The organism is Streptomyces sp. NPDC032472, from assembly GCF_040636955.1.
GTDB lineage: Bacteria > Actinomycetota > Actinomycetes > Streptomycetales > Streptomycetaceae > Streptomyces.
Map to the genome: position 1 here is coordinate 12,677 of NZ_JBEZVK010000061.1, position 26,967 is coordinate 39,643.

General features: G+C 73.1%; 28 protein-coding genes and 2 pseudogenes. 15 read left to right on the forward strand and 15 right to left on the reverse strand.

The window, feature by feature from the left end:
• Positions 1-108 precede the first annotated feature (108 nt).
• The gene (locus tag AB0F11_RS29745) at positions 109-714 is read left to right on the forward strand and encodes a TetR/AcrR family transcriptional regulator (RefSeq protein WP_362180165.1); all 606 of its coding nucleotides are present in this window, start codon (positions 109-111) and stop codon (positions 712-714) included.
• A 143-nt stretch (positions 715-857) separates the two neighbouring features.
• Here the strand turns inward: AB0F11_RS29745 and AB0F11_RS29750 are convergent, their stop codons facing one another.
• The 3 genes from AB0F11_RS29750 to AB0F11_RS29760 all read right to left on the reverse strand — a co-directional run bounded on the left by AB0F11_RS29750 (position 858) and on the right by AB0F11_RS29760 (position 4,568).
• Complete coding sequence (locus AB0F11_RS29750) at positions 858-2,165, reverse strand: MFS transporter (RefSeq protein ID WP_362180167.1); 1,308 nt, start codon at positions 2,163-2,165, stop codon at positions 858-860.
• Complete coding sequence (locus tag AB0F11_RS29755; protein ID WP_362180169.1) at positions 2,162-3,553, reverse strand: GH1 family beta-glucosidase; 1,392 nt, start codon at positions 3,551-3,553, stop codon at positions 2,162-2,164. Before AB0F11_RS29755 ends, AB0F11_RS29750 begins: the two co-directional genes overlap by 4 nt.
• Before the next feature lie 145 nt (positions 3,554-3,698).
• Complete coding sequence (locus AB0F11_RS29760) at positions 3,699-4,568, reverse strand: class I SAM-dependent methyltransferase (RefSeq protein WP_362180172.1); 870 nt, start codon at positions 4,566-4,568, stop codon at positions 3,699-3,701.
• Between the two features lie 114 nt (positions 4,569-4,682).
• Between AB0F11_RS29760 and AB0F11_RS29765 the strand changes: the two genes are divergently transcribed.
• Positions 4,683-5,243 (forward strand): GNAT family protein, encoded by a 561-nt coding sequence (locus AB0F11_RS29765; protein ID WP_362180175.1) that lies wholly within the window; start codon positions 4,683-4,685, stop codon positions 5,241-5,243.
• A gap of 19 nt (positions 5,244-5,262) precedes the next feature.
• Here the strand turns inward: AB0F11_RS29765 and AB0F11_RS29770 are convergent, their stop codons facing one another.
• Complete coding sequence (locus tag AB0F11_RS29770) at positions 5,263-5,943, reverse strand: hypothetical protein (protein WP_362180178.1); 681 nt, start codon at positions 5,941-5,943, stop codon at positions 5,263-5,265.
• Between the two features lie 115 nt (positions 5,944-6,058).
• Between AB0F11_RS29770 and AB0F11_RS29775 the strand changes: the two genes are divergently transcribed.
• Entirely contained in the window at positions 6,059-6,937 is an 879-nt protein-coding gene (locus AB0F11_RS29775) for an RNA polymerase sigma-70 factor (RefSeq protein WP_362180181.1), read from the forward strand.
• 90 nt (positions 6,938-7,027) lie between these two features.
• Positions 7,028-7,495 (forward strand): MarR family winged helix-turn-helix transcriptional regulator, encoded by a 468-nt coding sequence (locus AB0F11_RS29780; RefSeq protein WP_362180184.1) that lies wholly within the window; start codon positions 7,028-7,030, stop codon positions 7,493-7,495.
• A gap of 157 nt (positions 7,496-7,652) precedes the next feature.
• Here the strand turns inward: AB0F11_RS29780 and AB0F11_RS29785 are convergent, their stop codons facing one another.
• Together AB0F11_RS29785 and AB0F11_RS29790 are read right to left on the reverse strand one after the other, a co-directional pair.
• On the reverse strand, positions 7,653-8,906 hold the full coding sequence (locus AB0F11_RS29785; protein WP_362180187.1) for a winged helix DNA-binding domain-containing protein: 1,254 nt from the start codon (positions 8,904-8,906) through the stop codon (positions 7,653-7,655).
• A 12-nt stretch (positions 8,907-8,918) separates the two neighbouring features.
• Positions 8,919-9,044, reverse strand: a pseudogene (locus AB0F11_RS29790) (NADP oxidoreductase); the annotation flags it as partial.
• 109 nt (positions 9,045-9,153) lie between these two features.
• Between AB0F11_RS29790 and AB0F11_RS29795 the strand changes: the two are divergent.
• Both AB0F11_RS29795 and AB0F11_RS29800 read left to right on the forward strand, forming a co-directional pair.
• On the forward strand, positions 9,154-10,149 hold the full coding sequence (locus AB0F11_RS29795; RefSeq protein ID WP_362180189.1) for a WYL domain-containing protein: 996 nt from the start codon (positions 9,154-9,156) through the stop codon (positions 10,147-10,149).
• Between the two features lie 130 nt (positions 10,150-10,279).
• Entirely contained in the window at positions 10,280-12,220 is a 1,941-nt protein-coding gene (locus tag AB0F11_RS29800) for a choice-of-anchor R domain-containing protein (RefSeq protein WP_362180192.1), read from the forward strand.
• Between the two features lie 44 nt (positions 12,221-12,264).
• On the opposite strand, the gene AB0F11_RS29805 is transcribed toward AB0F11_RS29800, so the two are convergent.
• Positions 12,265-13,026: an SDR family NAD(P)-dependent oxidoreductase gene (locus AB0F11_RS29805; RefSeq protein ID WP_362180195.1), complete on the reverse strand. Its 762-nt coding sequence runs from the start codon at positions 13,024-13,026 to the stop codon at positions 12,265-12,267.
• Positions 13,027-13,200: 174 nt separating this feature from the next.
• The gene (locus AB0F11_RS29810; protein ID WP_362180198.1) at positions 13,201-13,398 is read right to left on the reverse strand and encodes a DUF6126 family protein; all 198 of its coding nucleotides are present in this window, start codon (positions 13,396-13,398) and stop codon (positions 13,201-13,203) included.
• A 118-nt stretch (positions 13,399-13,516) separates the two neighbouring features.
• Here AB0F11_RS29810 and AB0F11_RS29815 point away from each other — a divergent pair, with 118 nt between their 5' ends.
• The 3 genes and pseudogenes from AB0F11_RS29815 to AB0F11_RS29825 all read left to right on the forward strand — a co-directional run.
• The gene (locus tag AB0F11_RS29815; protein WP_362180201.1) at positions 13,517-14,119 is read left to right on the forward strand and encodes a WHG domain-containing protein; all 603 of its coding nucleotides are present in this window, start codon (positions 13,517-13,519) and stop codon (positions 14,117-14,119) included.
• Positions 14,120-14,178: 59 nt separating this feature from the next.
• Positions 14,179-15,102, forward strand: a complete 924-nt coding sequence (locus AB0F11_RS29820; RefSeq protein ID WP_362180204.1) for an alpha/beta hydrolase — start codon at positions 14,179-14,181, stop codon at positions 15,100-15,102.
• 199 nt (positions 15,103-15,301) lie between these two features.
• Positions 15,302-15,547 (forward strand): annotated as a pseudogene (locus tag AB0F11_RS29825) (LuxR C-terminal-related transcriptional regulator); the annotation flags it as partial.
• 87 nt (positions 15,548-15,634) lie between these two features.
• Here AB0F11_RS29825 and AB0F11_RS29830 read toward each other — a convergent pair.
• The 3 genes from AB0F11_RS29830 to AB0F11_RS29840 form a co-directional block, all read right to left on the reverse strand.
• Positions 15,635-16,321: an HAD family acid phosphatase gene (locus tag AB0F11_RS29830; protein WP_362180207.1), complete on the reverse strand. Its 687-nt coding sequence runs from the start codon at positions 16,319-16,321 to the stop codon at positions 15,635-15,637.
• A 129-nt stretch (positions 16,322-16,450) separates the two neighbouring features.
• Positions 16,451-17,209: a 3-hydroxybutyrate dehydrogenase gene (locus AB0F11_RS29835; RefSeq protein WP_362180210.1), complete on the reverse strand. Its 759-nt coding sequence runs from the start codon at positions 17,207-17,209 to the stop codon at positions 16,451-16,453.
• Between the two features lie 253 nt (positions 17,210-17,462).
• The gene (locus AB0F11_RS29840) at positions 17,463-18,194 is read right to left on the reverse strand and encodes an SDR family oxidoreductase (protein ID WP_362180213.1); all 732 of its coding nucleotides are present in this window, start codon (positions 18,192-18,194) and stop codon (positions 17,463-17,465) included.
• Between the two features lie 95 nt (positions 18,195-18,289).
• Between AB0F11_RS29840 and AB0F11_RS29845 the strand changes: the two genes are divergently transcribed.
• Positions 18,290-19,141, forward strand: a complete 852-nt coding sequence (locus AB0F11_RS29845; protein WP_362180243.1) for a LysR family transcriptional regulator — start codon at positions 18,290-18,292, stop codon at positions 19,139-19,141.
• Between the two features lie 21 nt (positions 19,142-19,162).
• Here AB0F11_RS29845 and AB0F11_RS29850 read toward each other — a convergent pair whose 3' ends face one another.
• Together AB0F11_RS29850 and AB0F11_RS29855 are read right to left on the reverse strand one after the other, a co-directional pair.
• A complete protein-coding gene (locus tag AB0F11_RS29850) occupies positions 19,163-19,933 on the reverse strand; it encodes a hypothetical protein (protein ID WP_362180216.1) in 771 nt (256 codons plus the stop codon).
• Positions 19,917-21,146, reverse strand: coding sequence for a hypothetical protein (locus AB0F11_RS29855; protein ID WP_362180218.1), 1,230 nt, complete (start codon positions 21,144-21,146; stop codon positions 19,917-19,919). The genes AB0F11_RS29850 and AB0F11_RS29855 overlap by 17 nt, the downstream gene beginning before the upstream one ends.
• A gap of 254 nt (positions 21,147-21,400) precedes the next feature.
• Here AB0F11_RS29855 and AB0F11_RS29860 point away from each other — a divergent pair, with 254 nt between their 5' ends.
• From AB0F11_RS29860 to AB0F11_RS29875, 4 genes are all read left to right on the forward strand, one after another.
• Positions 21,401-22,627: a sensor histidine kinase gene (locus AB0F11_RS29860; RefSeq protein WP_362180221.1), complete on the forward strand. Its 1,227-nt coding sequence runs from the start codon at positions 21,401-21,403 to the stop codon at positions 22,625-22,627.
• Complete coding sequence (locus AB0F11_RS29865) at positions 22,624-23,289, forward strand: response regulator transcription factor (RefSeq protein ID WP_362180224.1); 666 nt, start codon at positions 22,624-22,626, stop codon at positions 23,287-23,289. The genes AB0F11_RS29860 and AB0F11_RS29865 overlap by 4 nt, the downstream gene beginning before the upstream one ends.
• Before the next feature lie 126 nt (positions 23,290-23,415).
• Positions 23,416-23,724, forward strand: coding sequence for an SHOCT domain-containing protein (locus tag AB0F11_RS29870; protein ID WP_362180226.1), 309 nt, complete (start codon positions 23,416-23,418; stop codon positions 23,722-23,724).
• 130 nt (positions 23,725-23,854) lie between these two features.
• A complete protein-coding gene (locus AB0F11_RS29875) occupies positions 23,855-24,607 on the forward strand; it encodes a carbonic anhydrase (protein WP_362180228.1) in 753 nt (250 codons plus the stop codon).
• Between the two features lie 212 nt (positions 24,608-24,819).
• Here the strand turns inward: AB0F11_RS29875 and AB0F11_RS29880 are convergent, their stop codons facing one another.
• Both AB0F11_RS29880 and AB0F11_RS29885 read right to left on the reverse strand, forming a co-directional pair.
• On the reverse strand, positions 24,820-25,542 hold the full coding sequence (locus tag AB0F11_RS29880) for a beta-glucanase (RefSeq protein ID WP_362180231.1): 723 nt from the start codon (positions 25,540-25,542) through the stop codon (positions 24,820-24,822).
• Positions 25,543-25,665: 123 nt separating this feature from the next.
• Positions 25,666-26,079 (reverse strand): DUF5997 family protein, encoded by a 414-nt coding sequence (locus tag AB0F11_RS29885; protein ID WP_362180234.1) that lies wholly within the window; start codon positions 26,077-26,079, stop codon positions 25,666-25,668.
• A gap of 58 nt (positions 26,080-26,137) precedes the next feature.
• Between AB0F11_RS29885 and AB0F11_RS29890 the strand changes: the two genes are divergently transcribed.
• Entirely contained in the window at positions 26,138-26,920 is a 783-nt protein-coding gene (locus AB0F11_RS29890) for a LysR family transcriptional regulator substrate-binding protein (protein ID WP_362180237.1), read from the forward strand.
• Positions 26,921-26,967 lie beyond the last annotated feature (47 nt).

The following is a 26,967-nucleotide window of genomic DNA, read 5'->3' on the forward strand; positions in this document are numbered from 1 at the left end:
TCCTTGCGCGTGAAGCGTCACGGTCAACGCCTTAACCGGGGAGTTCCCCGGTTACGTCAAGACGGTAAGCGGGGAACTCCCCGGTTGTCCAGTTAGACTGGTCCCCCGATGAAGGGAGCAGCCTTGACCACCAAGCCGAGCGTGTTGCGCGCCGATGCCCGCCGTAACCGGGAGCGCATCCTCGAAGCGGCCGTACGCGCCTTCTCCGAGAAGGGCCCGGACGTCGCGATCGACACGATCGCCAAGGCCGCGGGCGTCGGCTCGGCCACGCTCTACCGCCACTTCCCCACGCGCGAGGCGCTCGTCGAGGCGGCCTACCGCAACGAGCTGGCCCGCGTCTGCGACAGCGCCGCGAAGCTGCTTGCCGACAACCCGCCCGACCGGGCGATACGCCTGTGGATGGACGACTTCATCGACTACCTGGCAGCCAAGCAGGGCATGGCGGACGCGCTGCGGGCCGCGGTCGCATCCGGTGCGGACCCCTTCGCCGAGACCCTCGACAAGCTCGCCACCGCGCTGGGCACCCTGCTGCACGCCGGCGCCGACGCCGGTCTCCTGCGCCCGGGCATCGACCCCTTCGATGTCGGCTTCAGCCTGGCCGGCATCGGGCTGATCACCAGCGCTCCCGGCCAGCGCGAACGGGCCGGACGCCTCCTCGACCTGCTCCTCGACGGCCTCCGGTACGGAGCGGACGGATCGGCGTCCAGCTCGTGACCCGGCTTTGGCCGCAATCCTCGCCGGCTTTGTGACGTCAGCGGTCCAGCAGCCCCGACCGCGTTGCGGAGCGCGAGCCACTGATACGGGTCAGAAAATGCGAAACAGGCACTGAATCGGTTTCGGACCCATCGGACAGGCCCCTAGGGCACGGAGCGGATGCGGCGGACCAGGACGGAGCCGGCGAGGGCGAGGAGGGCGGCGAGGAGGTACAGGGCCGTGTAGCCGCCGAGGCGGGCGACGACCGGGGCGGCGATCACCGGGGCCAGCACCTGGGGCAGTGCGTTGGCGATGTTGACGACGCCGAGGTCCCGGCCGTGGTCCTCGGCGGTCGGCAGCACATCGGTGAGCAGGGCGAAGTCCACCGAGGTGTAGACGCCGAAGCCGACGCCCAGGACGAGCGAGGCGACGATCGCACCGGTCCAGGTCTGCCACACGGCGAGCAGGAGGGTGGCCGCAGAGATCGCCAGCCCCGAGCCGATGACGTACACCCTCCGGCGGCCCGTGCGGTCGGAGCGGATCCCGCCGACGACCACCGTGGCGAGCAGGGTGCAGGTGTTGAGGGCGGTCAGGACGAGCACGCCCTCGTCCGCGTCGCCCCGGTAGTGCACGGCGTCGGTGAGGTAGTACAGCAGGTACATCGTGCTCACCGAGTACGAGAGGTTCATCAGGAACCGGGTCAGCCAGGCCCAGCCGAAGTCGGGGTGCCGGCGCGGGTCGATCGCGAAGCCGGCCAGGAAGGCCCGAAGCCTGAACGCGGGCCGGTCCGCGGGGGCCAGGCGGGTGTCGCGCCGCATCAGCGCGTACGGCAGCGCCGCGAGCACCGTGAAGGCCGCGCACGCCGCGTAGCCGGCGGCGACCGTGCCCGCGGCCGTGGCCAGGGCCGTCCCGAGCAGGATGCCGACCACCTGGGACACGCCGAGCCAGCCGCCGACCAGCCCGCGCTGGTGCGCCGGCACCTGGTCGGGCACGGCCGCGGTCAGCGCGGCGAAGGCGGCGTTCAGGGCCAGCTGCACCAGGCACCAGCCCGCCGTCACGCCCGCGATGGTCGAGGCCCGCGCCAGGACCAGCAGCCCGGCCGCGCCGCCCGCGACCCCGCCGAGCACCCAGGGGATCCGGCGGCCGGCCCGCGCCGTCGTGCGGTCCGAGAGCGCCCCGAAGACCGGGTTGGCCACCATCGACACGGCCGCTCCCGTCCCCGTGACCAAGGCGAGGGCCGAGGCCTTGTGGTCCGGGGCGAGGAGTTCCGCCTGCCGGGCCAGTAGCAGCTGCAGCGGCCCGAACCACCCCACCCACACGCCGAGGTTGGCCAGGGACAGGGCGCCCACCCAGCCGCCCCGGACCGGCCGGCCGCCACCGGTGCCGTCGCCGGAGCCCTTTCCGGAGCCCTTTCCGGAGTCCTCGCCGCCGCTGTCGGTCAGCGGCTCCTGCGCCGTGCCGTCGGCGGTCATCCGCCGCTCTTGATCACGCCGCGGTACCAGGCGTACGACTCCTTGGGCGTTCGCTGCAGCGTCTCGTAGTCGACGTGGACCAGCCCGAAGCGCTGCCGGTAGCCCTCCGCCCACTCGAAGTTGTCGAGGATGGACCAGATGAAGTAGCCGCGGACGTCGACGCCCTCCTCCATCGCCCGGTGCAGGGCCCGCAGATGGCCGTCGTGGTACGCGATCCGCCGCGCGTCCGCGATGCGGCCGGTCGCCGGGTCGGGCCCGTCGCCGTACGAGCAGCCGTTCTCGGTGATGTACACGGGCGGCAGCCGGTCGCCGTAGCGCCAGTGCATGCCGACGAGCAGTTCGCGCAGGCCGTCCGGGACCACCGGCCAGCCGAAGTCGGTCCGTTCGCAGGCCTCGATCTCCCGGATCGCGAACGGCAGGCCGGCCGGCAGGTCGATGCCGCCGAAGGCCCCGCCGGCCGCGGCGTCGGCCGGCTCCGGGGCGCCGACGAGCATCGGGTTGTAGTAGTTGATCCCGTACCAGTCCAGCGGGGTCGAGATCGTCCGGAGGTCCTCCGCCACCGGGCCCGGCAGCAGCGCGGCCAGCCCCTCGTCCGGGTAGGCGCCGGTCAGGACCGGATCGGCGAACAGGCGGTTGGTGAGCAGGTCGTACAGGTCGGCGGCTGCGCGGTCGGCTTCGCCGTCGCCCGCGGTCCACACGGGGCTGTGCGAGGCGGCGATGCCGATCCGGCGGGCGCCCGCGGCCCGCAGGGCCTGAACTCCCAGGCCGTGGGCCAGCAGTTGGTGGTGGGCCGCGGGCAGGGCGTCGAAGACGAGGCTCTTGCCCGGGGCGTGCTCGCCGAGCCCGTATCCGAGGAGGGTGACCTCCGCGGGCTCGTTGATGGTGATCCACATGGGGATGCGGTCGGCGAGCCGCTCCGCCACCACGCAGGCGTACTCGGCGAAGCGCTCGGCGGTGTCCCGGGAGAGCCAGCCGCCGCGCTCCTCCAGGGCGAGCGGGGTGTCCCAGTGGAAGAGGGTGGGCACCGGGGCGATCCCGCGGGCGCACAGCGCGTCCACGAGCCGGTCGTAGAAGTCCAGCCCCTTGGGGTTGACCTGTCCGCGACCCTCCGGCAGGACCCGCGACCAGGAGACCGAGAACCGGTAGGCGCCGACGCCGAGTCCGGCCATCAGGGCCACGTCCTCGCGGTAGCGGCGGTAGTGGTCGGTGGCCACGTCCGCGTGCGAGCCGTCCTTGATCCTGCCCGGTTCGCCGGTGAACGCGTCCCAGGACGACGGACCGCGGCCGTCGGCCGCCGGCGACCCCTCGATCTGGAAGGCGGAGGCGGAGACGCCCCACAGGAAGTCGGCGGGGAACACGGGCAGCGGTGCGGGGGCGGACGCAGTCATACGGGCTCACTTCGGTCGCGGGGGTGCGCGGCGCCGACGCGGCGGAGCGGCGCGCGTGCGGTCGAGCGCGGTACTGACCGCACTGTTGGCCCCCGGAGCCCGCCCTGTCAATGGAAAGTGAACAATCCTCAACTTTTGCGCGACCTCACCCCGCCAGGGCGGTGGTGACCACCAGCGGCGGCCGGGCCCGCTCGGCGGTCCAGGCGTGCGCCGCCACGAGGGCCGGGTCGGCGAGGGCGGCCGCCTCGTCCACGGTCGGCCGCTCCTGCACCACCGCCCGGAACCCCGACTGTTCCAGCAGCTCCGGCAGCACGCTCACCGGCCAGGCGTGGTTGTGCACCTCCTGCCAGGAGCCGTCGGTGCGCCGCAGCCGCACGGTCAGCTCCTCGCCCGGCCGCAGCGCCCCGTCCCCCGTACCCCCGATCCGCAGCGAGGCGTACTCCCGGCCCGCGCAGTCCGGGTCGGTCGTCAGCAGCACCAGCAGCCCGCCGGGCCGCAGCAGCCGCCGGATCTCGGTGAACACCGCGAGCACCGCCTCCTGCGTCGGCAGGGAGGCCAGCACGTGGTTGCACATCACCGCGTCCGCGCACTCGTCCGGCAGCCCGGTCACCCGGTTGTCCTCGACGAGGTGGTACTCGGCCACCGCGGGCGCACCGGCCCGGGCCAGCGCCAGCATCTCGGGGGAGGTGTCCACCCCCACCACCCGCACGCCCAGCTCACGTGCCGCCAGGTCGGCCACCTGGCCCGGCCCGCACCCGTAGTCCACCAGGGTCAGGCCGCCGCGGGTCCCGGCGGTTCCGGCCGCCGTGCCGGTTCCGGCCGTCGTGCCGGTCCCGGCGGTCCCGCCGGTCCCGCCGGTCCGCCCGGTGCGGCGGGACAGCGCCGCGAACACGAACGGGTAGCCCAACAGCCGGTCCGTGGCCGTATCCAACGCCGCGAACGCCTGCGCCCCGTCCGCCCCCGACCAGGTCCCGCCGTCGGCGTGCCGCTCTCGATCCTCTGCACCGTTGCTCACACCTCCCCACTATCCGCCCGGCCGGACCGGCTGCCCGGGCGGCACGCCCGGCCGAGCCGCGCTGTGAGAAGATCACCGCGTCCTGGCCCCGGCCCGATGCGGAAGTGACCTCCGATGTACGCGATATCCCTGGGCGACGACGGTGCCCGGCTGTGCCCGCTCGAGCCGTGGCAGGCCGAGGAGTTCCTGGCGCACATCGACCGGGGGCGGGAGTTCATCGGCCGGCACAACGGCCTGCCGGACGTCGTCACCGACCTGGCGTCGAGCCGGGCGTTCCTGCAGGTCTACGCGGACCGGACCGCGGCCGACACCGGCCGGCTGTACGGCATCCGGCTGGACGGCACGCTGGTCGGCGCGGTCCTCCTGCGCAGGCTGGACGTCGAGCAGGGAGTGGCCGAGGCCGGCTGCTGGCTGGAGCCGGCGGCGGTCGGCAGGGGGCTGGTGACCCGGGCCGCGCGCCTGGTCATCGACTGGGCCGTGGAGGAGCGCGGCATCCACCGCGTGGAGTGGGTCGTCTCCGTCGGCAACGAGCCGAGCATCGCCGTGGCCCGGCGGCTCGGGATGAGCCGGGACGGCGTCCTGCGCGAGAGCCACCTGTACCGCGGCGAGCGGCACGACGAGGAGGTCTGGTCGGTCCTGGCCCCCGAATGGCGCTCCCACCGCCGGGACTCCTGACCGCGGCCCGCGGAGGGCGTCACACCACCGGATCCGGAGCCGGATCCGGGGCCAGGTCGGGTTCGGCGGCGCGGGCCGAGAGGCCGGCCAGCGCCAGCGCGCGCAGCATCGCCGGCAGGTCCCAGCGGTACGAGGTCCCGCCCCCGTGCACCAGCTCCTCCAGGGCCTGCGGGGTCAGCCGTCGGCCTTCCGCGGCCGCCAGCAGCTCCGCCGCGGCCGGGCCGGCGGTGTCCAGCTCCCAGGACAGGAGCTCCTTGTCGTGCACGTAGCGGCCCATGCCGCACTCCAGCCCGTCGTCCTCCAGGTCCTCCGGGTACGGGGCGCGGGCCCAGGAGCCGTTCTCGTACCAGTACACGCAGCCCAGCTGCTGGCCTTCGAGGTAGTCGCGCAGCTCCTCGTACGGGAGCCACTCGGGCCCCTGCGCGAGCATGTCCACAGGCGGCTCGTGCCACTTGACGCTGCTCGACTCGTCCTCCCCGTACAGCACGAAGCGGCCCTCGCCCCTCGGGGCCAGGGTCCACCACGTGCAGCCGCTGTCGTCGAGGTGGAGCCCCTCGCCGTCGATCCAGGTGCCCGTGCGGTGGCCCCCGCGGCCCTCGTCCTCGGTGTGCGCCCTCAGCACGGCGACCAGCGCCCACCGCGACCACAGCACGTCCGCTGCGGGCAGGTCCTCCGGCCGGCCCGGGTGGTGAATCGCCATGGTGTTCGTACTCCTCCTGCAGGCGCGGCCGCTGACCGCCCACCAGCCTAACGACCACCGCCGACAGCGGTCCCCGTCCTTGTGAACGCCCCCGTTCCACGGGCACGATACGTCGGTGATCACCAGCGACACCGCACCGCAGGACGACCCCTTCCTCGCGCACCGGCGGCTGCTGTTCGCCACGGCCTACCGGATGACGGGCACCGTCACCGACGCCGAGGACATCCTCCAGGACACCTGGCTGACCTGGAGCAAGGAGGACCGGTCCGAGGTCCGCCACCCCAAGGCCTACCTGGTACGGACGGTGACCAACCTGGCCCTGAACCGCCTCACCTCAGCCCGGGCCACCCGCGAGGAGTACGTCGGACCGTGGCTGCCCGAACCCCTCCTCACCTCGCCCGACATCGCCGAGGAGGCCGAACGGGCGGACAGCGTCTCGACCGCCATGCTCGTCGTCCTGGAGACGCTCACCCCCGTCGAGCGCGCGGTCTTCGTGCTGCGCGAGGTCTTCGGCTACTCCCACGCCGAGATCGGCGAGGTGCTGGACCGGCCGGAGGCGACGGTCCGGCAGATCGCGCACCGCGCCCGCCACCACGTCCGGGCCCGCCGCCAGCGCTTCGACAGCGACGCGGCGCAGCGCGAGGAGATCACCGCCCGCTTCCTGCGCGCCTGCGCCGGCGGCGACCTGAACGCCGTGATGGAACTGCTCGCCCCCGAGGTCACCGCCTGGTCCGACGGCGGCGGCAAGGTCAGCGCCGCCCGCCGCCCGCTGCACGGCGCCTCCAACGTCGCCCGCTGGCTGCTGGGCATCAGGGCCAAGCCGCAGATGACCGGCACCACCGCGGAACCCGCCGTCATCAACGGCGAACTGGGCGTCCTGTACCTCCGGGGCGGCGCACCCATGGGCGCCCTCACCTTCGACATCGAGGACGGCCTGCTGCGCAACCTCCGCTTCCAGATCAACCCCGACAAGCTCGGCGGCCTCCGACCCTGACGTGTGCCCCGGCCGCTCCTTGACCTCAACCAAACTCCAGGTCCTACGGTGGCCGCATCGCACCGACGACCACCCACAGGGGGAGCGAACATGACGACCCGGCAGATCTCCGACGCCGAACTCGCCGCCCAGCCGGCGGCGTACTGGACCGGACTGGCCTACGAGGCGCTCATCGCGTTCACCCGCGACCGGCAGGCCGAACTCGGCTTCACCCAGCCCCAGTACTGGGTGCTGCGCAACCTCTCCCCGAACGACCTCTCGGCCGACGGCCGCGGCATGACCGTCGCGGAACTGCGCCCGGCCATGAGCAGCTACCTGCGCCCGGAGGACGACCTGGCCGCCGAGGCCGCCGTCATGTTGGAGCGCGGCTGGCTGACCCGCGACGGCGAGCAGCGGCTGTGGATCACCGAGGAGGGCGACGCGGCCCGCGCCGGCCTCAAGCAGCACACCCCCGCGATCCGCGACCGGATCCACGAGGGCATCGACGACGCCGACTACGTCACCACCCTGAAGGTCCTGCGCCGGATGCTGCAGAACACCGGCAGCGCCCCGGTCTAGTGCTGTGGGCGGAAAGGTTTGCCGGGTCGCGGCGTCCGGTGTGGTGCATCGCAAGGCGGAGGGCCTCGGCTCGTACTGGGCGTACGTGCGAGGGCCGACAACGCGGCGAGGTGCCGTGCCGGGCGTCGCGACCCGGTGAACCTTTCCGGTCGCAGCATTAGCGGGCTGCGGCCGCTGGTGTGCCCGTGCGGGCGGCCAGGCGGCGTTCCAGGGGGGTGCGGTAGCACGGGGTGACGCGGGTGTCGCCGAGGAAGGCGGCCAGGCGGGCGGTCTCCGCCTCCACGGCGGCGCGGGCCTCACGGCCCGGGTCGGTCAGCAGGTGGTGGTGGATCCGGCCGTCCGCGGCCTGGGCCCAGGCGCCGATGATGCGGCCGTTCCACCACACGGTGGGACCTATGTTGCCGCTGCGGTCGAAGAGCTCCGCGGTGTGCCCGGGGTCGAGGTACCAGGCGCGGTGCCGCCAGCCCATGGCCGTCGGGTCCAGGCCGGGCAGCAGCGCGGCCGCGGGCTCGGCGGCGGCCGGGCTGGGGGCGTCCAGGTCCTCGGGCAGCAGGTGGCCGGTGGCGTCGTCGAGGGCGACGGCCACGGCCGCGGTGGCGGCGAGGGCCTTGCGGGTGTCGGTCAGCGTCCAGCCGGTCCACCACTTCAGGTCGTCCACCGTGACGGGGCCGAACGCCCGCAGGTAGCGCCGGGCCAGCACGGCCCGCGCCTCGGCGGCGGGTACGCGCGGCAGCGGCCGGGCCGGCGCCCAGTGGAACTGCATGGAGGTCCACGAGCCGGCCGGCCGGTCCCGGCGGATCCGGCCTTCGGCGGCGAGCACGCCCAGCACCGGCGTACCGGCCCGCTGCCGGGACTCGTACGGCTTGCCGGGGGAGATCACCAGCTGCTCGCGCAGCGCGGGGACGTCGGCGGCGAGCTGCCCGGCGGTGGCCCGGCCGCGCGCCGCGAACGCGTCGAGCACCGCCCGCTCCACGGCGGCATAGCGCTGTTCGTCCCAGCCGAGCTCCCGGTGCAGCCGGGCGGCGGTCTCGGCGCGGTGGCGTCCGGCGGCCGGGCCGGTGGTGGCGGAGTGCACGGCCGGGGCCAGGTCCGCCGGTACGACGAACATGGTGCGCCGCATGCAGCGGATCCGCTCCAGGACGGGCCCGCCGGCCGCGCCGCCCGTGTCGTACAGGGAGCGGTCGACGGCGGCCGGGGTGGGGGCCCGCATCCGGGCGGCCGCGGCGAGGAACACGGTCGCGGGGTCGGTGGCGTGCAGGCCGACCAGGGACTCGGCCACCGCCTCGGCGCTCTCCACCCGCAGGGAGGGCGCGAGCCGGTGCCGCTGCACGAGGCGGGCGCGCCGCTCGGCGTCGGTGATGCGGCGGAGGTGAGAGGGGAGGGACAAGGGCGCGGACAGGGGCTCGGCCATGGGTCAGCGCACCGGCTCGGTGCGGGCCGGGGTGGCCTTCGGGTCGCGGGTGCCGAAGAGCGCCTCGTGACCGAGCTCCACCAGTCTGGCGGCGTGCGCGCGGCCACCGCCGCCGGTACCGAACACTGCGATCTTCATGGAAACCTCCGCTCTCGTTGCCCACGTCCTGTTTCTTCCTGCGGGCCCTGCCCACGGTAGGGACCTTTCAGGACAGCCCGTGTCCTTTGACTCGGGCAGAGTGGACCGTATGACGAGCGAGATGACCGCCCGCACGCTGCGGCTGCTGTCCCTGCTGCAGACCCGGCGCGAGTGGTCGGGCACCGACCTGGCCGAGCGCCTGGAGGTGACCGTCCGCACCGTGCGCCGCGACATGGACCGGCTGCGCCACCTGGGCTACCCCGTGGAGAGCGCCCGCGGCCACGCCGGCGGCTACCGCCTCGCCTCCGGCACCGACCTGCCGCCGCTGCTCCTGGAGGACGACGAGGCCGTGGCCGTCGCGGTGGCCCTGAGCACCGCCGCCGGGGGCCTGACCGGTATCGAGGAGACCGCGCTGCGGGCGCTGGCCAAGCTCGAACAGGTCCTCCCGCGCCGCCTGCGCGGCCGGGTCACCGCCCTGCAGAGCTCCCTCACCGGTATCGCCTGGGAGACCCGCGGCCCGCGGGCCGACCCCGCACTCCTGGCAGCCCTCGCCACCGCCTGCCGCGACCACGAGGTGGTCGCCTTCGACTACACCACCCGCCAGGACGCCACCGCCGCACGCCGCGCCGAGCCCTGCCACCTCGTGGCCTCCGGCGACCTCTGGTACCTCCTCGCCCATGACACCGAGCGGTCCGACTGGCGCCTCTTCCGCCTGGACCGCATCAGCCGCCCCACCCCCACCGGCCGCCGCGTCCCGCCCCGCCCCGTGCCCGGCGATGACCCCGCGGCCTTCGTCGCCGCCCGCCTGTCGGCCGCGCCCACCCGCCACCGGGCCCTCGCCACCCTCCGCGCCCCCGCCGACCGTGTCCGCGCACGGACCCGGGGCCTGGCCGGCCGCGTCCGCCCGCTCGACGCGGACACCTGCCTCGTCGACGCCTCCGACGACTCCCTCACCCGCATCGCACAGACCCTGGCCGGCCTGGGCTCCGACTGGGCCTACACCCTCGACGCCGACCCCGACGTCCTCGACCACCTGCACGCCACCGCCCGCCGCCTGCTGCACGCCGCCGGGCACTCGAACCGCCCCGACGAGGCGCGCTTCTGACGGGCCGTGTCACACCATCGGATGGAATCACCACCCTCCACGGGTGGGACACGCCCGCCCGGCGCCCCGCCGGGGTACACGGCGGGCACAGTGGTGAGCCCACTCCCCGCCAGAGGAAGGGCCGCACCACATGCCGTACGCGACGGGCGTGCTCCCTGCCGTGCTCCCCGCCCTGCTCCCCGGGGTGCTGTCCGCGACGCTGCTGGCGGCGCCGGCCGCGCCCGGCGCACCCGCCACACCGGCCGCCCCTGCCGCGGCCGCTCCCACCCCGTACGACGGCCAGCCCCAGCACGGGACCGCCCTGTTCAGCGTGAAGTCCACGAACAACGCGGCCGCCCAGGAGTTCACCGTCGGCAGCAGCCGGATCTCCCGCATCAGCGTCTACCTCGCCAGCACCGCCGCCACCGGCAGCATCACCGCGCAGATCCGCCGCGACAAGGCGGACCCCGCGACCGCACTCGCCACCCGCACCGTCACCCTGGCCTCGCTCGGCGGGGCCGGAGCCGGCTGGCTGGAGTTCCCGGTGACCGCCGACGTCACCCCCGGCACCCCCTACTACCTGCACCTCCAGGCCACCACCACCGAGAACAAGGCCATCGCCTGGTACGGCACCAAGAATCCGGTGCCCGCCTCGCTGACCAGCTGGAACTACGACAAGGCGTACTGGGGCGGCTGGCACGCCGAGACCAACCGGCTCGCCTTCCACGTCAACCCCGCCGGCAGCGCGCGCTGCGGCGAGAGCGAGCCGTGCTACGTGCCCGCCACCGCGCTCGCCGCCCGCACCGCCGGACTCCTCTCCAACGGCACCGCCGTCGAGGCCGTCGCACCCTCCTTCGCGGTCGGCGCCTCGTACGCCGAAGGCAGCAACGTCCTGCGCCTCCCGTCCGGCCGCTGGCGCTACCTGCCCCCCGGCGCGTCCGCGTCCGTGGTCGTCCCGGCCGACGACCCCGGCGCGCTCGCCCGGATCGACGAGAGCCGCGCCTGGCTGGCCGCAGGCCGCGTACCCGGTACGGATCCGGACCGGCGGGCCGCCGTACAGCGGGCGCTGCTGTCGATGCGGGCCCTGCTGCGCCCCAACGGGGCCTTCGCCGCGGGCTGGTCGCCCGCCTGGGAGTACTCCTGGCCGCGGGACGGGGCCTTCGCCGCCGTGGCCTTCGCGGCCACCGGCCACGACGAGGAGGCCTACCGCATCCTCACATACGACGCCGCCACGCAACGCGCCGACGGGACCTGGGAGGCCCGTACGAAACTCGACGGCAGCGGGCCCCCGGACGACCGGAAGTGGCAGCTCGACAGCAACGGCTGGGTGCCCTGGGCCACCTGGCAGTGGTATCAGCAGGCACCCGGCGGCGACCGGGACGATCGGCTGCGCGCGCTGTACCCGATGGTCGCCCGGGCGGCCGACCACGCCGCCGGCTCCCTCACCGCCGACGGGCTGCCGCCCGCCTCACCGGACTACTGGGAACTGCCGACGGACACCCCCAACATCGGCACGGCCGCACCGCTGCTCGCCGGCCTCGACGCGGCCGCCGACCTCGCCGCCCGGCTCGGCCGCACCGGGGACGCGGACCGCTGGACCGCGGCGGCCCGGAAGCTCGCCGGCGGTATCGCCGCCTCCTTCGCCCCCCGCGGCTACCCGCGCACCGCAGACGGCGCCCACGGCCGGGACAGCGCGGCGGCGTTCATGGGGCCCCCGTTCAACCCGGCCCCGGCCGACCTGCGGGCCGCGCTGGACTCCACGTACCGGGCGCTGCTGCTGCCGAACGGGGGGCTCTCGCCCGGCAACGACCCGGGCTTCAGCTGGGGTTCGTACGCCTGGACCGCCAGCACCACCTTCTTCGCGCTGACCTGGGCGCACCTGGGCGGCGCCGACGCGGCCAAGGCCGACCGGGTGCTGGACTGGGTGCTGTCCAAGCGCAACGGCCTGGGCGAACTCCCCGAAACCGTCAACGGATCCGGCAACCCGTCGTCCGTGGCCCCGCTCGGCTGGACGGACGCCCTGCTGGTGATGACCGCGGCCGCCCGCGACGGCAGCCCGCTGCCGACCCCGCCGCTGCGGCCGGCCCCGTAGCGAGGAGGATGTGGTGGCGCCCCCGGGTTCCAGGGGCGCCCGCCTCAGACCTGTTCGGTGGGGCGGATCAGGAGCTCGGCCAAGGCGACGTGCCGGGGGCGCGTCACGATGTAGCCGATCGCCTCGGCGACGTCCTCGCTGCCGAGGCGCTCGATGCGGCCGAGGTGCGACGCGAGCAGCTCCTGCACCGCCTGCGGGTTGTGCCCGCGCAGCTCGGTGTCGACGCTCCCCGGCTCCACCACGGACACGCGGACGTGCTGGAGCGCCAGCTCCTGGCGCAGCGCCTCGCTGAAGGCGCCGACACCGAACTTGGTGGCGCAGTACACCGCGGACATCCCGAAGGCCATCCGGCCCGACAGCGAGCCCACGTTGACCACGTCGGCGACCTGTCTCGGCCCCGCGGCAGCCGCCTTGACCAGGTGCGGCACCGCCGCGTGCGTGCAGAACATCAGGCCCAGGAGGTTGACGTCGACCATGCGCCGCCAGTCCGCCAGATCCGCTCCCGGTGCCGGGCCGAGCAGCATCAGACCCGCGTTGTTCACCAGCGTGTCCAGCCGCCCGAGCGCCTCGACGGTACGGCGCACCGCCTCGGCCGCGCCCGTCTCGTCGCTGACGTCGACCGCCACGACCAGGCTGGTGCCGCCCGCGTCGTCGATCTCGGCCGCCAGATCCATCAGCCGGTCCTCGCGCCGCCCGACCAGCGCCACCGCGGCGCCCTCGCGCGCGAGCTCCAGGGCCGTGGCGCGTCCGATGCCGCTGGACGCCCCCGTCACCAGGGCTACGGTCTCCTCGAGTTTCCCGACCATGAAGCAGACTCCCTCGCGCAGAGCTGGAATCACCGCGTACCGCGCCGGCCCTGCGGACCGGGGGCACCGGGGATCCCTTCCAGCCTCGCGGCCCGGCTCACCCCCGTTCGACGGGCTGTGATGCGGATGGCCCAGCGGCCGGGCCCCGGAGCGCTGCGGGTGGTGCCGAACGGCTTACTTCCGGGCGTGATCGCCCAGGTAGAACAGCAGCCACACGAAGCCGGCGAACAAGTGGGTGCCGAAGATGTAGAAGAAGGCACGCAGGGCGACGCCCTTGCCCTTCCAGGTCTCGTCGTCCGCCGTCGTCGGGGACGGTTCGGGGGTCGCCCGGTCATCCTGACCGGTGCCGTGCTCCGGCTCGGGCTGACTCATGGGGACTCCTCTTCGTCGCGGCCGCAAGTCTAACCGCCGCCGCGCCGCTGCCCGGCTTTGCTTGGTGTGCTAGGTTGTAACCTAAAGGTCCTAGGAACCTGGAAGCGGAGGCGGTCGGATGGTGCGGGCAGGAATCACCGTGGCCCGGCTGGCGGAAGCGGCCGCCGTCATGGCGGACGAGGTCGGCCTGGAGAAGGTCACGGTCTCGGCGCTCGCGCGCCACTTCGGCGTCAAGGACGCGAGCCTGTACTCGCACGTGCGCAGTCTGCGCGAGCTGCGCGTACGGATCGCCCTGCTGGCGTCCGAGGAGATGACCGAGCGCATCGCGACCGCCGTCGCGGGCCGCGCCGGCAAGGACGCCCTGGTCGCCTTCGCCGGCGCCTACCGCGACTACGCCCTCGCCCACCCCGGCCGCTACGCGGCCACGCAGATGCAGCTCGCCCCGGAGGAGGTCGCCGACTCCGTCGGCTTCCGCCGCAGCGTCGAGCTGACGTACGGCATGCTGCGCGGCTACGGCCTGACCGAGCCGGACCTCACCGACGCCGGCCGCCTGCTGCGCAGCACGTTCCACGGCTACATCCACCTCGAACTCTCGGGCGGCTTCGGGCACTCGCGCCCCGTGGCGCAGTCCTGGACCCGCTCGCTCGACGCCCTCCACCAGCTGCTGGAGAACTGGCCGAGGGGTGACGGGGCCGGCACGTCCGAGGGTGTGGCCCGATGAGCCGACGGGCCATCCACCACCAGGCCTTACGGGGCCCACAACGGGGAGTCAGTGAGCAAGTGACCCACACGCACGACACGCACCCGCCCACCCACGCACACACGCCGGCCACCGGAACGCTCGACGTCCCCGGTGCCGCCCTCCACTACGAGATCCAGGGCACCGGACCGCTCCTGCTGCTGATACCCGGCGGCGCGGGCGACGCCGGGATGTACGCGGCCCTGACCGCGGAACTCGCCGACCGCTACACCGTGGTCTCCTACGACCAGCGCTGCATGTCCCGCAGCCGGCTCGACGGCCCGCCGGCCGACCAGGAGGTCCGGGTCTGGAGCGACGACGCCCGCCGCCTGCTCGAACACCTCTCGCCCGAGGGGGAGGCCTTCGTCATGGGCTGCAGCTCCGGTGCCATCACCGCGGTCGACCTGCTGGCCCGGCACCCCGCGCGGGTGCGCCGCCTGATCGCGCACGAGCCGCCGCTGCTGGAGCTCCTGGACGACCCCGCCCCGCACCGCGCGCTCTTCGCCGACGTACGGGACACGGCCCGGTCCGAGGGGGTCGCCGCGGCCGTGGCCCGGTTCGGCGAGGGCCTCGACGCCGGGCGCGATCAGCAGGACCGGCACGCCGCCGAGTCGGAGCAGCCCGCCGAACCCGCCGAACCCGCCGAACCCGCCGAGCCCGCCGAACTGACCCCGGAAATCCAGGCGATGGCCCACCGGATGCACGCCAACATGCGGGTCTTCCTGGAGCACGTCCTGTGCCCGTTCTCGTCGAGCACCCCGGATCTGGCCGCCCTGCGCGCAGTCGCCGGCAGGCTCGTCCTGGCCGTGGGCCGGGACTCACGCCACCAACTGCCGCTGTACGGACCGGCCGTGCGCCTCGCGGAGCTCGTGGACTGCGCGCTGGTCGAATTCCCGGGCGGACACCTCGGAGCCGTCGAGAAGCCCCAGGACTTCGCCCGGCGCCTCACGGCACTGCTCGACTGACCGCCGGGGAAAGGGGGGTGCGGTTCCCGCAGGGCGCGGTGTGCGGGGATCCCCACCCGGCCGGACGGAAACCCCCATTGCGACATCGGCAGCGGCACCGCTCCCGGAGCATCCCGCGGACGGTACCGCCGGCTGGGCCGCCGGCCTCGTGGACACCCTCGGCGGGCCCGGAGCCGGCCTGGCCATCGCACTGGAGAACGAGTTCCTCGACGCCCTGGAGCGGATCCGGGCCGGCGGCGCGGCCATCGACCCCGAGGTGGTGCGCCGCCTGCTGGTCCGCACCGCGCACGCGGACCCCTCGGCCCGCCTCACGCCGCGCGAACGCGGCTTCCTCGAAGCCGTGGCCGAGGGCCACACCAACACGGCCATCGCGCACCGGCTCCACATCTCGCTGAGCGCCGTGGAGAAGAACCTCAACGCGATCTCCGACACGCTGGACCTGTAGCAGGGGCCCGACTACAACCGGCGCATCCCGGCGGTCCTGCGCTACCTGCAGGCGTAGCCGGGCGGCAGCCCCGGCGCGGAGGGACGGTCAGGAGAGCTTGCCGTTGTAGTCGGGCAGCTTGAAGGTGCGCTCGGCGTGACCGCCGACCAGGTCGCTCTGGTTGTTGCCGATGTTGGCGATGATCGTGTAGCCGCGGGCCTCGATCTCGGCGCGCTTGGCCGTCTTGTAGGCGCTGACCTCGTGGAACAGGTCCGGCAGGTCCCGGACGTACAGCCCCGAGACCGGGTAGCCGACTTGCCTGAGGTTGCGCTCGGTGAGGGAGGCGATGATCCCGGGGCGGGCGGTGACGAAGAAGATCGCGACGCCGTGCTCGTTGGCGTACCGGGTCAGGTCGCGGACCTCGGCGATCGCCGGGGTCGGGACGGTCCAGAACCAGTGGAAGTCCGTCTCCAGCGAGGAGTTGTCGATGTCCAGCACGATCGCGGGCTTCTCGCCGGCGGGGGCCTGCGCGATGCGCTGCTCGACGTACGGACGGGCCGGGGCCATGACGGCGGCGACATCGCGCTTCCATGCGGCGTAGTCGATGCCGAGGAGGGCGGCGTTGCCGCCGGGTGCGGACGAGGTCGCGGTCGCGGACGAGGTGGTGGCGGGGGCGGCCTCGGCCGAGGCGGCTGGGCCCAGCAGCAGCCCGGCGGCGGCCGCCGCCCTGCCGGCGGCGACGCCGAGGGTGCGGAGGGAGGTGCGGTTGCTGTTGCGGGTGCGGCGGCTGCGCATGTGGGGGCGCTCCTCGTGGCGGGATTTGGCATGTACGCGGCCAGAATCCGCAAGATCGCGCCACATGTCTACCGGTCGGTAGGAAATTTCTCGCGACGCCCGGATGAACGCCGCCCCCGCCCGACCCCCTCAGGTGGCGGCCCACCCCCCGTCCAGCGACAAGGAGCTGCCGGTGACGTGCCCGGTGTGCGGCCCGCACAGCCACAGCGCGGCCGCCGCCACCTCCTCGGGCTCGATCAGCCGCCGGATCGCGGACCGGGTCAGCAGCACGTCCTGCACCACGTCGCCCGGACTGATGCCGTGGGCGGCCGCCTGCTGGCCGATCTGGGCCTCCACCAGCGGGGTGCGGACGTAGCCGGGGCTGATGCAGTTGCTCGTCACCCCGTACGGGGCGCCCTCCAGTGCGGCGACCTTGCTCAGCCCCTCCAGGGCGTGCTTGGCGGCCACGTAGGCCGATTTGTAGGCGCTGGCGCGCAGCCCGTGGACGCTGGAGATGTTCACCACCCGGCCCCAGCCCGACGCGTACATGTGCGGCAGCGTGTGGCGCAGCAGCAGGAACGGCGCGGTGACCATCACCTGCTGGATGAGCGTGAAGCGATCCAGCGGGAAGTCGGTGAGCGGAGCGACGTGTTGCAGCCCGGCGCTGTTGACCAGGATGTCGACGGCGGCGGGCAGCCGATCGGGGGCGGCCGGGTCGGAGAGGTCCACGACGTGCGCCTGACCGCCCACGAGGGCGGCCACGGCGTGCGCGGAGTCCGCGTGGACGTCGGCCACGTGGACGTCGGCGCCCGCCTCGGCCAGAGCGACCGCGCAGGCCCGGCCGATACCGCTGCCCCCGCCGGTCACCAGCGCGGTCCGTCCCCGCAGAGAAGCAAGTTGACTGTCCATGCCCGAACCCTAGAAAGCCGGGCCCCCGCGGCCCATGGCGCCGCACACCACTCTCCGGGGCCGGAGGGTGGCCCGATCCACCATGCGAAGAAATGAGAGGCAGGGTCAACCCTGTATGCCGATGAGGAAAACGAGTCGTGCATCCCGATGCCGGACATCGAAGGCGACGAATCCTGTATCGACTCTGAGCACCAGCGCGGCACCTGTTCGAGGCGCGCGGGCGGCGGCCCCACCCCGGCGAGTGCGCCGTGCATCACCAGGGCACGATGCCGGCGTCATCGAAGAACTGGCCGGTCGGGCCGTCGTCGGGCAGGGTCGCCAGCTTGATGGCGATCGCCGCGCCCTGTTCGGGGGTGCGCACGCCGCGGAAGCCGTTGAGGTCGGTCGCGACGTAGCCGGGGCAGCCGGCGTTGATCAGGATGTTCGTGCCGCTCAGCTCCCGGGCGTATTGGAGGGTGACGGCATTCAGGAACGTCTTCGACGGCGCGTACGCCATGGCCACGGGGCCCGTCGTCTGCTCTGCACCGGGTCCTGACTGCCGGGTGAGTGAGCCGACACTGCTGGACATGTTCACGATCCGTGGTGAGGCAGAGCGGCGCAGCAGCGGCATCATCGCGTTGGTGACGCGGATGACGCCGATCACGTTGGTCTCCACGACCGCTCGGACGGTGGCGGGGTCGACGCAGGTGGGCACCTGCGGCATGCCGCCGGCGATGGCGGCGTTGTTGACGAGCACGTCGAGGCGCCCTGCCTGATCCTCGATCAGCCGGGCGGCGGTGGTCGCACTTGCGTCGTCGGTCACGTCCAGCGGTACGCCGAAGGCGTCGACACCGGCCGCATGCAGTCGCTCCACCGCGACCTCACGGCGCTGATCGTCGCGAGCGCCGACGCCGACGCTCCAGCCGAGGGCGCCCAGGCCCGCGGCGATCTCGTAGCCGATTCCCTTGTTCGCGCCGGTGACCAGCGCAATCGTTCGTTCACTCATGGGGATCATGCTGCCCACGGACGCCGGGGGGCGTCCAAGACCGATTGAGTGGGCAACGATACCGTCAGGGTATGGATTCGGAGTACGGTGGCCGGATGGAGACCCGGGAGCTGCGCTACTTCGTCGCTGTCGCCGAAGAGCTGCACTTCGGGCGGGCCGCGCAGCGGCTCGGGATCGCGCAGCCGCCTCTGTCACGCGCGATCCGGCAGCTCGAACGCCGACTCGGGGCAGCACTGCTGGACCGGACCAGCCGCATCGTCACGCTGACCGAGGCCGGCTCGGTGCTGCTGGCCGAGGGCCGGGCGGCCCTCGACGCGGTCGACGCCGCCGAGCGCCGGACCCGCCGCGCCGCCCTTTCCGCGACCGGCCGTCCCGGCCTGGCCCTGGTCACCAAAGCCAGCGCGTCCAGCGAACTGCTGGCGAAACTGCTCGACGCGTACGCCGCCGAACCCGGCGCGGTCCCCGTCGACGTCATCCTGTGCGGCCCGGCCGAGCAGGAACGACTCCTGCGCGAGGGCCGGGCCGATGTGGCGCTGCTGCACCGGCCGTTCGACTCGACGGCCGGGCTCCACACCGAAGAGCTCAGCACGGAGGGCCAGGTGGCGGTCCTGCCCGCCGGACATCCGCTCACCGCCCGGGCCCATGTGCACATGGCCGACATCACCGGGCTGCCGGGCCTGCCCCTGCCACGCTGGCCCAACCCCGACGGCACCTACCCACCCGGCCCCGGCCCGCAGGTCCGCGACCACGCGCAGTTGCTCCAGCTCGTCGCACTCGGCCGGGCTTGCGCGGTCTCACCGGAGTCGAGCCGAGCCCGCCTGCACGGTGACCTCGCCGCCGTGCCCGTGCTGGACGCGCCGAAAGTCACCACCGTGATCGCCTGGCCACCGCACAGCCGGTCCAGAGCCGTCGCCGACCTTGTCCGGACTGCGACACGTCTGCAGTAAGAACCGCGGTGAGCCTCAAGGTCAGACGGGCGGCATCAGATCGCTCTCGCTGATGGTGTACGTCAGCAGGGGGTAGGCGAAGGCCGTTTCCTTGTTCTCGCGGCGCCGTAGTCGGTAAAAGTCGTGCCTCTGCTCGTCGTCGGCCAAGACGAGGGGTACGCCCTGCGGGAGGTGCGCACGGCCGTCGTGAAACCGAACGAAGGTCTTTGACGTTCGAAACGTCACCCCCAACCATTGGTTGGCCGCCGCCTGGGCGGGCAGGTCCAATACGATTTTGTGCCTGAGTCGCCGATTCAATTCGACGGAGAACGCGACGATGCCGTTGTGGGCGAGGGGGATCTCGAACTTCTCGCCCCCGGACTCCTTCGACTCGAAGATCAGCTTCCTTGGTGGGGTGACTTCGGGATGCTGGTAACAGGAGAAGATGGCGATAAACGACTCGTCGGCCAGATCGAGGGCTTGGTCGGAATGACTGCCCATGGTGGTGTAAGCGTTCGTGTAGGTCTCGATGAGAGCGTTGTTGAAGCCGCCCGGCAGCGCCGCACGTTCCTGAATCCGTTGCGCCAGCCGTTCGTGCACCGCCCGGAAACGTTGCGCCGGGCTGCTGTATCGAGTGGTGGTCCGTACGAGAGGCACATCGCCCGCCTCGTTGGCCTTGGTGAGGGTGGCGCCTCGCCGGCCTTTTCCCACGTCTTCCCAACGAACCGAGGCGGACAGCTCCGCAAAGAGATCCTCATCGGTCGGCAGATCGCACGAGAGGATCTCGTTGAAGATCCTAGACTCGGGGGGCAATGTAGTCTCCCGTGTTCATGCTGAAGAGAAATCTGTCGCCGTAATCGATGAAGGCCGAGGTCCTGTTCTCCTCGGCGTACAGCCGGCGCAGCTCGTTCATGCCCTCCGGCGTGGGTGGCTCCAGCTTCGCCAGGTCTCCGGCCACCTTGAGGAACGTGCGGCCGTTCTTGTGAACGGCTTCGGCGCTGGAACAGCGCACCACGTATCCCAGGCGGGTCGGGAGCAGATCGGCATCCAACGGCGAGGGGCGGATTTCATGCGTGTACAGGCGGTTGGTGGACAACGGCATGAAGAACACGGAGCCGGGGTAGAGGGTCAGCGTGAACTGCGGGGGGAGTTCGACGCCTTCGCGTTTCTCGATCGGCTCCTTGAGGCGGAAGTGGAGTTGGGTCAGCCCGCTGACGCCCTTGACGCCGCAGTCGAAGGGGTCTTCGGCCAGGGGCTGCAGCTTGTCGAGCCGGTCATAGAAGGTGCAGAAGGCCATGATTCCGTTGACGGGCATGTCCTTGGTCTTGTCCGCATGGGACGAGATCCTGGCCTTGGACTGCTTGCGCTCGGCCGTGGCAAGGGTGTTGTGGTAGATCTGAGCGAGGACGTGATTCAGCGGTGCCTGGTTCCGAAAGACGGCGGCGGCCTCGCGGTTCAGAGCCTCGACGATGTGCATGTCGGTCGGGCGGAAGTTCTCGGTCGGTCCCGAGAGATTCGTGGAGCACCGGAGCAGACGGAAATGCAGTTCGTCACCGTGTCGTGCGACGGGCGTCAGATAGATGCCGCTGCGACGGGCTGTGCCAGGCTTGGTGGACTCCGTCAGCGACTGGAACGCGTGCTCCGCGCGGATCCGTCCGAAATGATCGGCGCCGAGTCCGAAAAAGCGGCGGTAGTACACGCCGACGCCGTGTACGCGCAGGGGGACCCGGCCGCGGTCCACCAGGGTCCAAGCCTTGTCCACGTCCTCGTGGCAGCCGTGTGAGAGCTCCCGGATGACGAATACCCGGGCGGCAGCATGCAGTTGGCGGCTGCTGATCCCGGATATGTCGCCACACAGGTAGACGTTCTTCTGCGCGAGGTCGGGCGAACCGGAAGCGAGGTCCTCCGGTGTGACGACCGACCCGAAGAAGTCCCTGATCACGTCATTGTCGTGCAACGTCGAGGGCGCAACCAAGGTGTTGCCCGCATCCTCGATGCAGGCTTCTGCAGGCTCTGTTGGGGGCATCAAACGGCACCTGTCATTCGCAGATCGTGGTCGATTCGCTCAAAACCGTGGACACGACAACGGCCCGCACTCCTTCATCTGCATTGCGCAGCGTAAAGGAAAGGAGCCGGACCGGTGAGCCTTGATGATCTCACGGGGGCTCGACAGCGGGCAACGGGGTTCTGCCCGGCGTGCCCGGGTACTCCCAGTGGAGTACGCAGGGACTCCCCGTGCGGCGGACGACGGGGCCGTGGGCGGGCGTCTAGCGTGGCCGCATGGCGGAGTGGCGGCGGCAGCGGCACTGGGCGGAGCGGACCGGCGCGGACGGCGGGCTGCCGTGGCGGTCCTCGCTGGCCGTGGCCGTGCTCGCGCAGGCCGGCAGCGGCTGGGCGCAACAGCTCCAGCCCGGGCGGGAGCCGCTCGGCGTCCTCGGGCGGGGCCTGCTGCTGCTCGGCCCCGCGCTCCTGCTGCTGCGCCACCGGCACCCCGTGGCCGTGCTGTACGGAGTCTGTTCCGTCACCCTCGCCTACCTCGCGGGCGGGTATCCGTACGGCCCCGTCGTCGTCAGCGTCGCCGTGGCCTGCCTGGCCGCCATCGGCGCCGGACACCGCCATGCCGCCTGGGCCGCGGTCGGGGCGCTGTGGGCCGGGCACCTACTGATCGCGCACTGGCTGTACCGGTGGCTGCCGCCGCCCGGCGACGGCCCGCTGCCGTGGAGCGCCGAGGCCGGTGTCACCGCCTGGGCCATCGCCGTGCTGGCCGCCTGCGAGCTGGTGCGCGTACGCCGCGAGCAGTGGGCCCGGGACCGGGCCGAGCAGGCCGCGGCGCAGCGGCGGCGGGCGGACGAGGAGCGGCTGCGGATCGCCCGCGAGCTGCACGACGTACTGGCCCACAGCATCTCCGTCATCAACGTGCAGGCGGGCGTGGGCCTTGCGCTCCTCGACACCGACCCCGAGCAGGCCCGCAGCGCGCTGATGGCGATCAGGGCGGCCGGCAAGGAGGCCCTCGGCGAGGTCCGGCAGGTGCTGGACACCCTGCGCGCCCCGGGCGAGGCGCCCCGCACGCCCGCCCCCGGGCTGGGCCGGCTGCCCGAGCTGGTCGAGCAGGCGGCCGCGGCCGGGCTCACGGTCTCCGTCGAAGGGGAGGAGGCCGGCCGCGGGCTGCCGCCGGGTGCGGACCTCGCCGCCTTCCGGATCCTCCAGGAGGCCCTCACGAACGTCCTGCGCCACTCGGGCGCGCGGACCGCCCGGATCCGCATCAGCCGCCCGCCGGGTCCGAACGCGCTGGAACTACGCGTCGACGACGACGGCCCCGCCACCGGCGGCGACGCGGGCGGCAGCGGCACCGGCCTGACCGGGATGCAGGAGCGGGCCGCGGCCCAGGGCGGCACCGTCGAGGCCGGACCACGCCCGGACGGCGGCTTCCGCGTACGGGCCCGCCTCCCGCTCCCCGGGCCGGAGCCCGGCTCCGTACCCGCACCGCCCGATGAGGAGGACCGGTGATCCGCGTACTGCTCGCCGACGACCAGCAGCTCGTCCGGGCCGGGTTCCGCGCCCTGCTCGACGCGCAGCCGGACATCGAGGTCGCCGGAGAGGCCGCCGACGGCGCCCAAGCGGTGCGCCGGACCCGCGAACTGCGCCCGGACGTCGTCCTGATGGACATCCGGATGCCCGTGCGCGACGGCTTGGCCGCCACCCGTGAGATCACCGGCGACCGGGAACTGGCCGCCGTGAAGGTGGTGGTGCTGACCACCTTCGAGCTCGACGAGTACGTCTTCGAGGCGATCCGGTCCGGCGCCTCCGGCTTCCTGGTCAAGGACACCGAACCGGACGAACTGCTGCGCGCCGTACGGGCGGTGGTGGCGGGCGACGCGTTGCTGTCGCCCGGGGTGACGCGCCGGCTCATCGCGGAGTTCGCGGCGCGCTCCAAGGGCCCCGGCGCCGCCCGGGGTCTGGAACGGCTGACCGAGCGGGAGCGGGAGGTCATGGCCCTGGTGGGCATGGGCCTGTCCAACGAGGAGATCGCCCGCCGCCTGGTGGTGAGCCCGCTGACCGCGAAGACACACGTCAGCCGGACCATGGTCAAGCTGGGCGCGCGGGACCGGGCGCAGCTGGTGGTGCTGGCCTACGAGTCGGGGCTGGTCCGCCCCGGCTGGCTCGGCTGACCCGCGACGCCGGCGGCTACTCCCTGCGGGGTACGGGCAGTGCCGCCGCCCGTACGACGACCGGGGCACCCTTCCGGAGCCAGGCTCGGACGTGACAGTCAACCACGTCCGAGGAGTTGAACCGAGATGAACACCCTGGCTTACGGCGGGCCCGGCCCGTGGATCCTCTTCTTCCCGCTGGTCTGGGCGGTGGTCGTGATAGGCGTCGTCACGGTCCTGCGCCGCACGGTGTGGCGCGGCGGCCGCGGCCCGCGCGGTCCGTGGGCGGCGGGGGCGTCCGGGGCGCCCGGAGCGCCGGGGGCGGCGTACGGTGAGAACTCGCCGATCGCGATCCTGGGACGGCGCTTCGCGGCCGGTGAGATGGACGAGGACGAGTACTGGCGCCGGCTGTCCGTCCTGGACGAGCAGTTCGGCCGCCGGGGCAAGGGCGACTGACGGAGGGCGGCATATTCGGTCGCCCGCATGCTGAGACGGAAGTCTCATTCACGCCTGATCGTGGCCGGTTTCCCGCCATTCCCCGGCCGTTCCCCCAAGGAGGGCCGGGGGTGCGGGATACCGTCCCGCGATGAATTCGAACATCCAGACAGCTTCCGTGCCTGCGACCAGTCGCCGAAGTCTGCTGCGCGCCGCCGTGGCCGGTTCGGCGACCGCGGGCTCCCTGCTCGCGTTCGGCTCCGCCTTCCCGGCCGCCGCGGCCCCGGCCGGGGCCGCCGAGGACGTCGGCGAGCGGCCCACCACTCCCGAGCAGGCGCTGCGCCGGCTGGCCGAAGGCAACCGGCGCTGGCGCGCGTACCGCCAGCAGCACCCGAACGAGTCGCCGGCCGTACGGACCCGGCTCACCCAGGGCCAGCACCCCTTCGCGATCGTGCTCGGCTGCGTGGACTCCCGGGTTCCGCCGGAGCTCGTCTTCGACCAGGGGCTCGGCGACCTGCTGACCGTGCGGTCGGCGGGCGAGGTGCTGGACGAGGCGGTGCTCGGCAGCATCGCGTACGGGGTGCTGGAACTGCACATACCGCTGGTGCTGGTCCTCGGCCACCAGTCCTGCGGGGCGGTGGGCGCCGCCGTGCACGCCGACGAGACCGGGGAGCGGCTGCCCGCGCACATCCAGTACCTCGCCGACCAGATCCGGCCGTCCATCGACCGCGGTGCGCAGGGTGAGGCGCGGGTCGCCGCCACGATCGACGCGCATGCGCGTCGGACGCGGGAGCGGCTTGCGGCCGAGGCGGACCTCGCCGGGGCGATCGCGGCCGGCCGCCTGGCGGTCGCCGCCGCCCGCTACGACCTCCGCGACCAGCGGGTCCGCCTCCTTACGCCGTAGCCGAGGGCCGGCGTAACCAGCCTCGCCGGCGTGTGAGGCGCGGGGCCCGGGGCGGCGCCCCTGTGGGCACCTCCCAGCAGTGGCCGGGGGAGCAGCCCGGCTCCGCCGGGCACCGGGCCCGCCCGGAACCTCGCCTCAATCGCCTGCGGGGCTGAATTTGCCGGGCCTCGGCTTTTCCCAGCGCCGTATGCACAACGGGCCCCGGCACGTGCTCAGGGGCGGTACACCCGCAGGTCCGAGACCTCGTACGACATGGAGGAGACGGCGGGGTCCGGCGCCGGGTGGTAGCGGCCCGCGCACACCGACAGGTTGACGATGAGGTACGCGCGCCAGCGCCGGCCGACACCGCTGCGGTCGGCGTACACGCGGGCGCCGTTGACCCACCAGACGACCGACTTGGCGCCGAACCTCACCTTGAGGTCGACCCATGCGCCGGGCTGCACCGCGCCGTCACGGAAGTAGTGCGAGCCGCCGCCGCGCACGTGGTTGGAGAGTTCGAGCAGGTCCGGGTTGTCGGGGTGGTACTCGAAGACGTCGACCTCCTGGCCGCCGTCGCGCCAGGTCCAGATCGCGGGCCAGGCGCCGAGTTCCTCGGGCAGCCGGACCCGGGCCTCGAGGGTGTCCTCCGCGCGCAGCAGGAAGCCCTCGTCGCTGCCCTCGGTGGTCAGCAGCCCGGCGTCCCAGTTGCCGTCGGGCCGGCGGGTGGCGCGGAACGTGCCGCTGCGGCTGTAGGAGGGATCGGCGACGAGGTGATCGAGCTTGTTGTCGCCGGGGTTGACCGGGCCCCCGTCGGGATAGGCCCAGGAGCGCCCGGCGACCCATTGGGATGTCGAAGTGAAGTCGGCCGTGAACACGGGCTCCGCGGCCGTACGCCGCAGCCGTGCGAGGAGTTGCGAGAGCACGCAGAAGCCCTGCCCAGGCGGCAGGCCCCCCATTCCGCCGATCCCCGCCGGAATCACCGCGAACGGGGGCGTGTGCACCGGTGCGCGGGCGCCTGCCCCGGCGTATCCGGTGCTGCCGTGCCTCGGTCGAACGGGGGGCTCAGGACTCGGTGCGGGTCAGGACTCGTTCTGCCGGCGGCGCTCCGCCCGCTCGGCGCGCTCCGCGTCGCGCTCCTTGATGCGGACCGCTTCCTTGCGGACCTCGGCCTGGGTGGCGCGCTCCTTCTGGAGCCACTCCGGGTTGTCCTGCTTCAGCGCGTCGATCTGCTCGGTGGTGAGGGCCTCGGTGACCCCGCCGCGGGCGAGGCCGGCGATGGAGATGCCGAGTCGGGCCGCGACCACGGGGCGCGGATGCGGGCCGTTGCGTCGCAGGTCCTGAAGCCACTGCGGCGGGTCGGCCTGCAGCGCGTTCAGCTCGCTGCGGGACACGACACCCTCCCGGAACTCCGCGGGGGTGGCTTCGAGGTACACACCCAGCTTCTTCGCCGCGGTGGCGGGCTTCATGGTCTGGGCGGTCTTGTGCGACGTCATGCCGATAAGAATATCGAGCATGTGCGCTGGTTCTGACCACGGCCGGTAACCTGGGCGGGTGACAGGCTCGGAAAGCTCTCCCTCGTTCCGGCTCGCGTACGTCCCCGGAGTGACGCCCAGCAAGTGGGTGCGGATCTGGAACGAGCGCCTGCCGGACGTCCCGTTGACCCTCCTCCAGGTGGCGGCCCACGAAGCGCCGGACACCCTGCGTGACGGCGGTGCCGACGCGGGGTTCGTACGGCTGCCGATGGACCGCACGGGCCTGTCCGCGATCCCGCTGTACACCGAGACCACCGTCGTGGTCGTCCCGAAGGACCACCTCGTCGCGGCGGTGGAGGAGGTGTCCACCGGGGACCTCGCGGACGAGATCGTGCTGCACCCGCTCGACGACACCCTGGGGTGGGAGGAGCTGCCCGGCAAGCCGGCGTTCGAGCGGCCGGCGACCACCGCCGACGCGATCGAGCTCGTCGCCGCCGGGATCGGGGTTCTCGTCGTGCCGCAGTCCCTCGCGCGGCTGCACCACCGCAAGGACCTGACCTACCGGACGGTCACCGATGCCCCGGTTTCCCGGGTCGCCCTGTCGTGGGTGGAGGCCGAGCCGACGCCCGACCTGATCGAGCACTTCATCGGCATCGTGCGCGGGCGGACCGTGAACAGCACGCGTGGGCCGCAGCCGCCCGCCTCCGGCGCCGCGCAGCCGAAGCAGCGCAAGGCCGCCGCCGGGAAGAACGCCCCGCGCGGCGGCAAGGGTGCCAAGGCCGCCGGCTCCGCGAAGCCCGGCCGGGGCGGCTCGGGTGCCAAGCCGACCCGAGGCACCGGCAAGCCGCGCCGCCGCCCCTAGGCCCCGCCGGCCCCGCCGACACCTTCCAGCCCCGCCGGCGTTTGAGG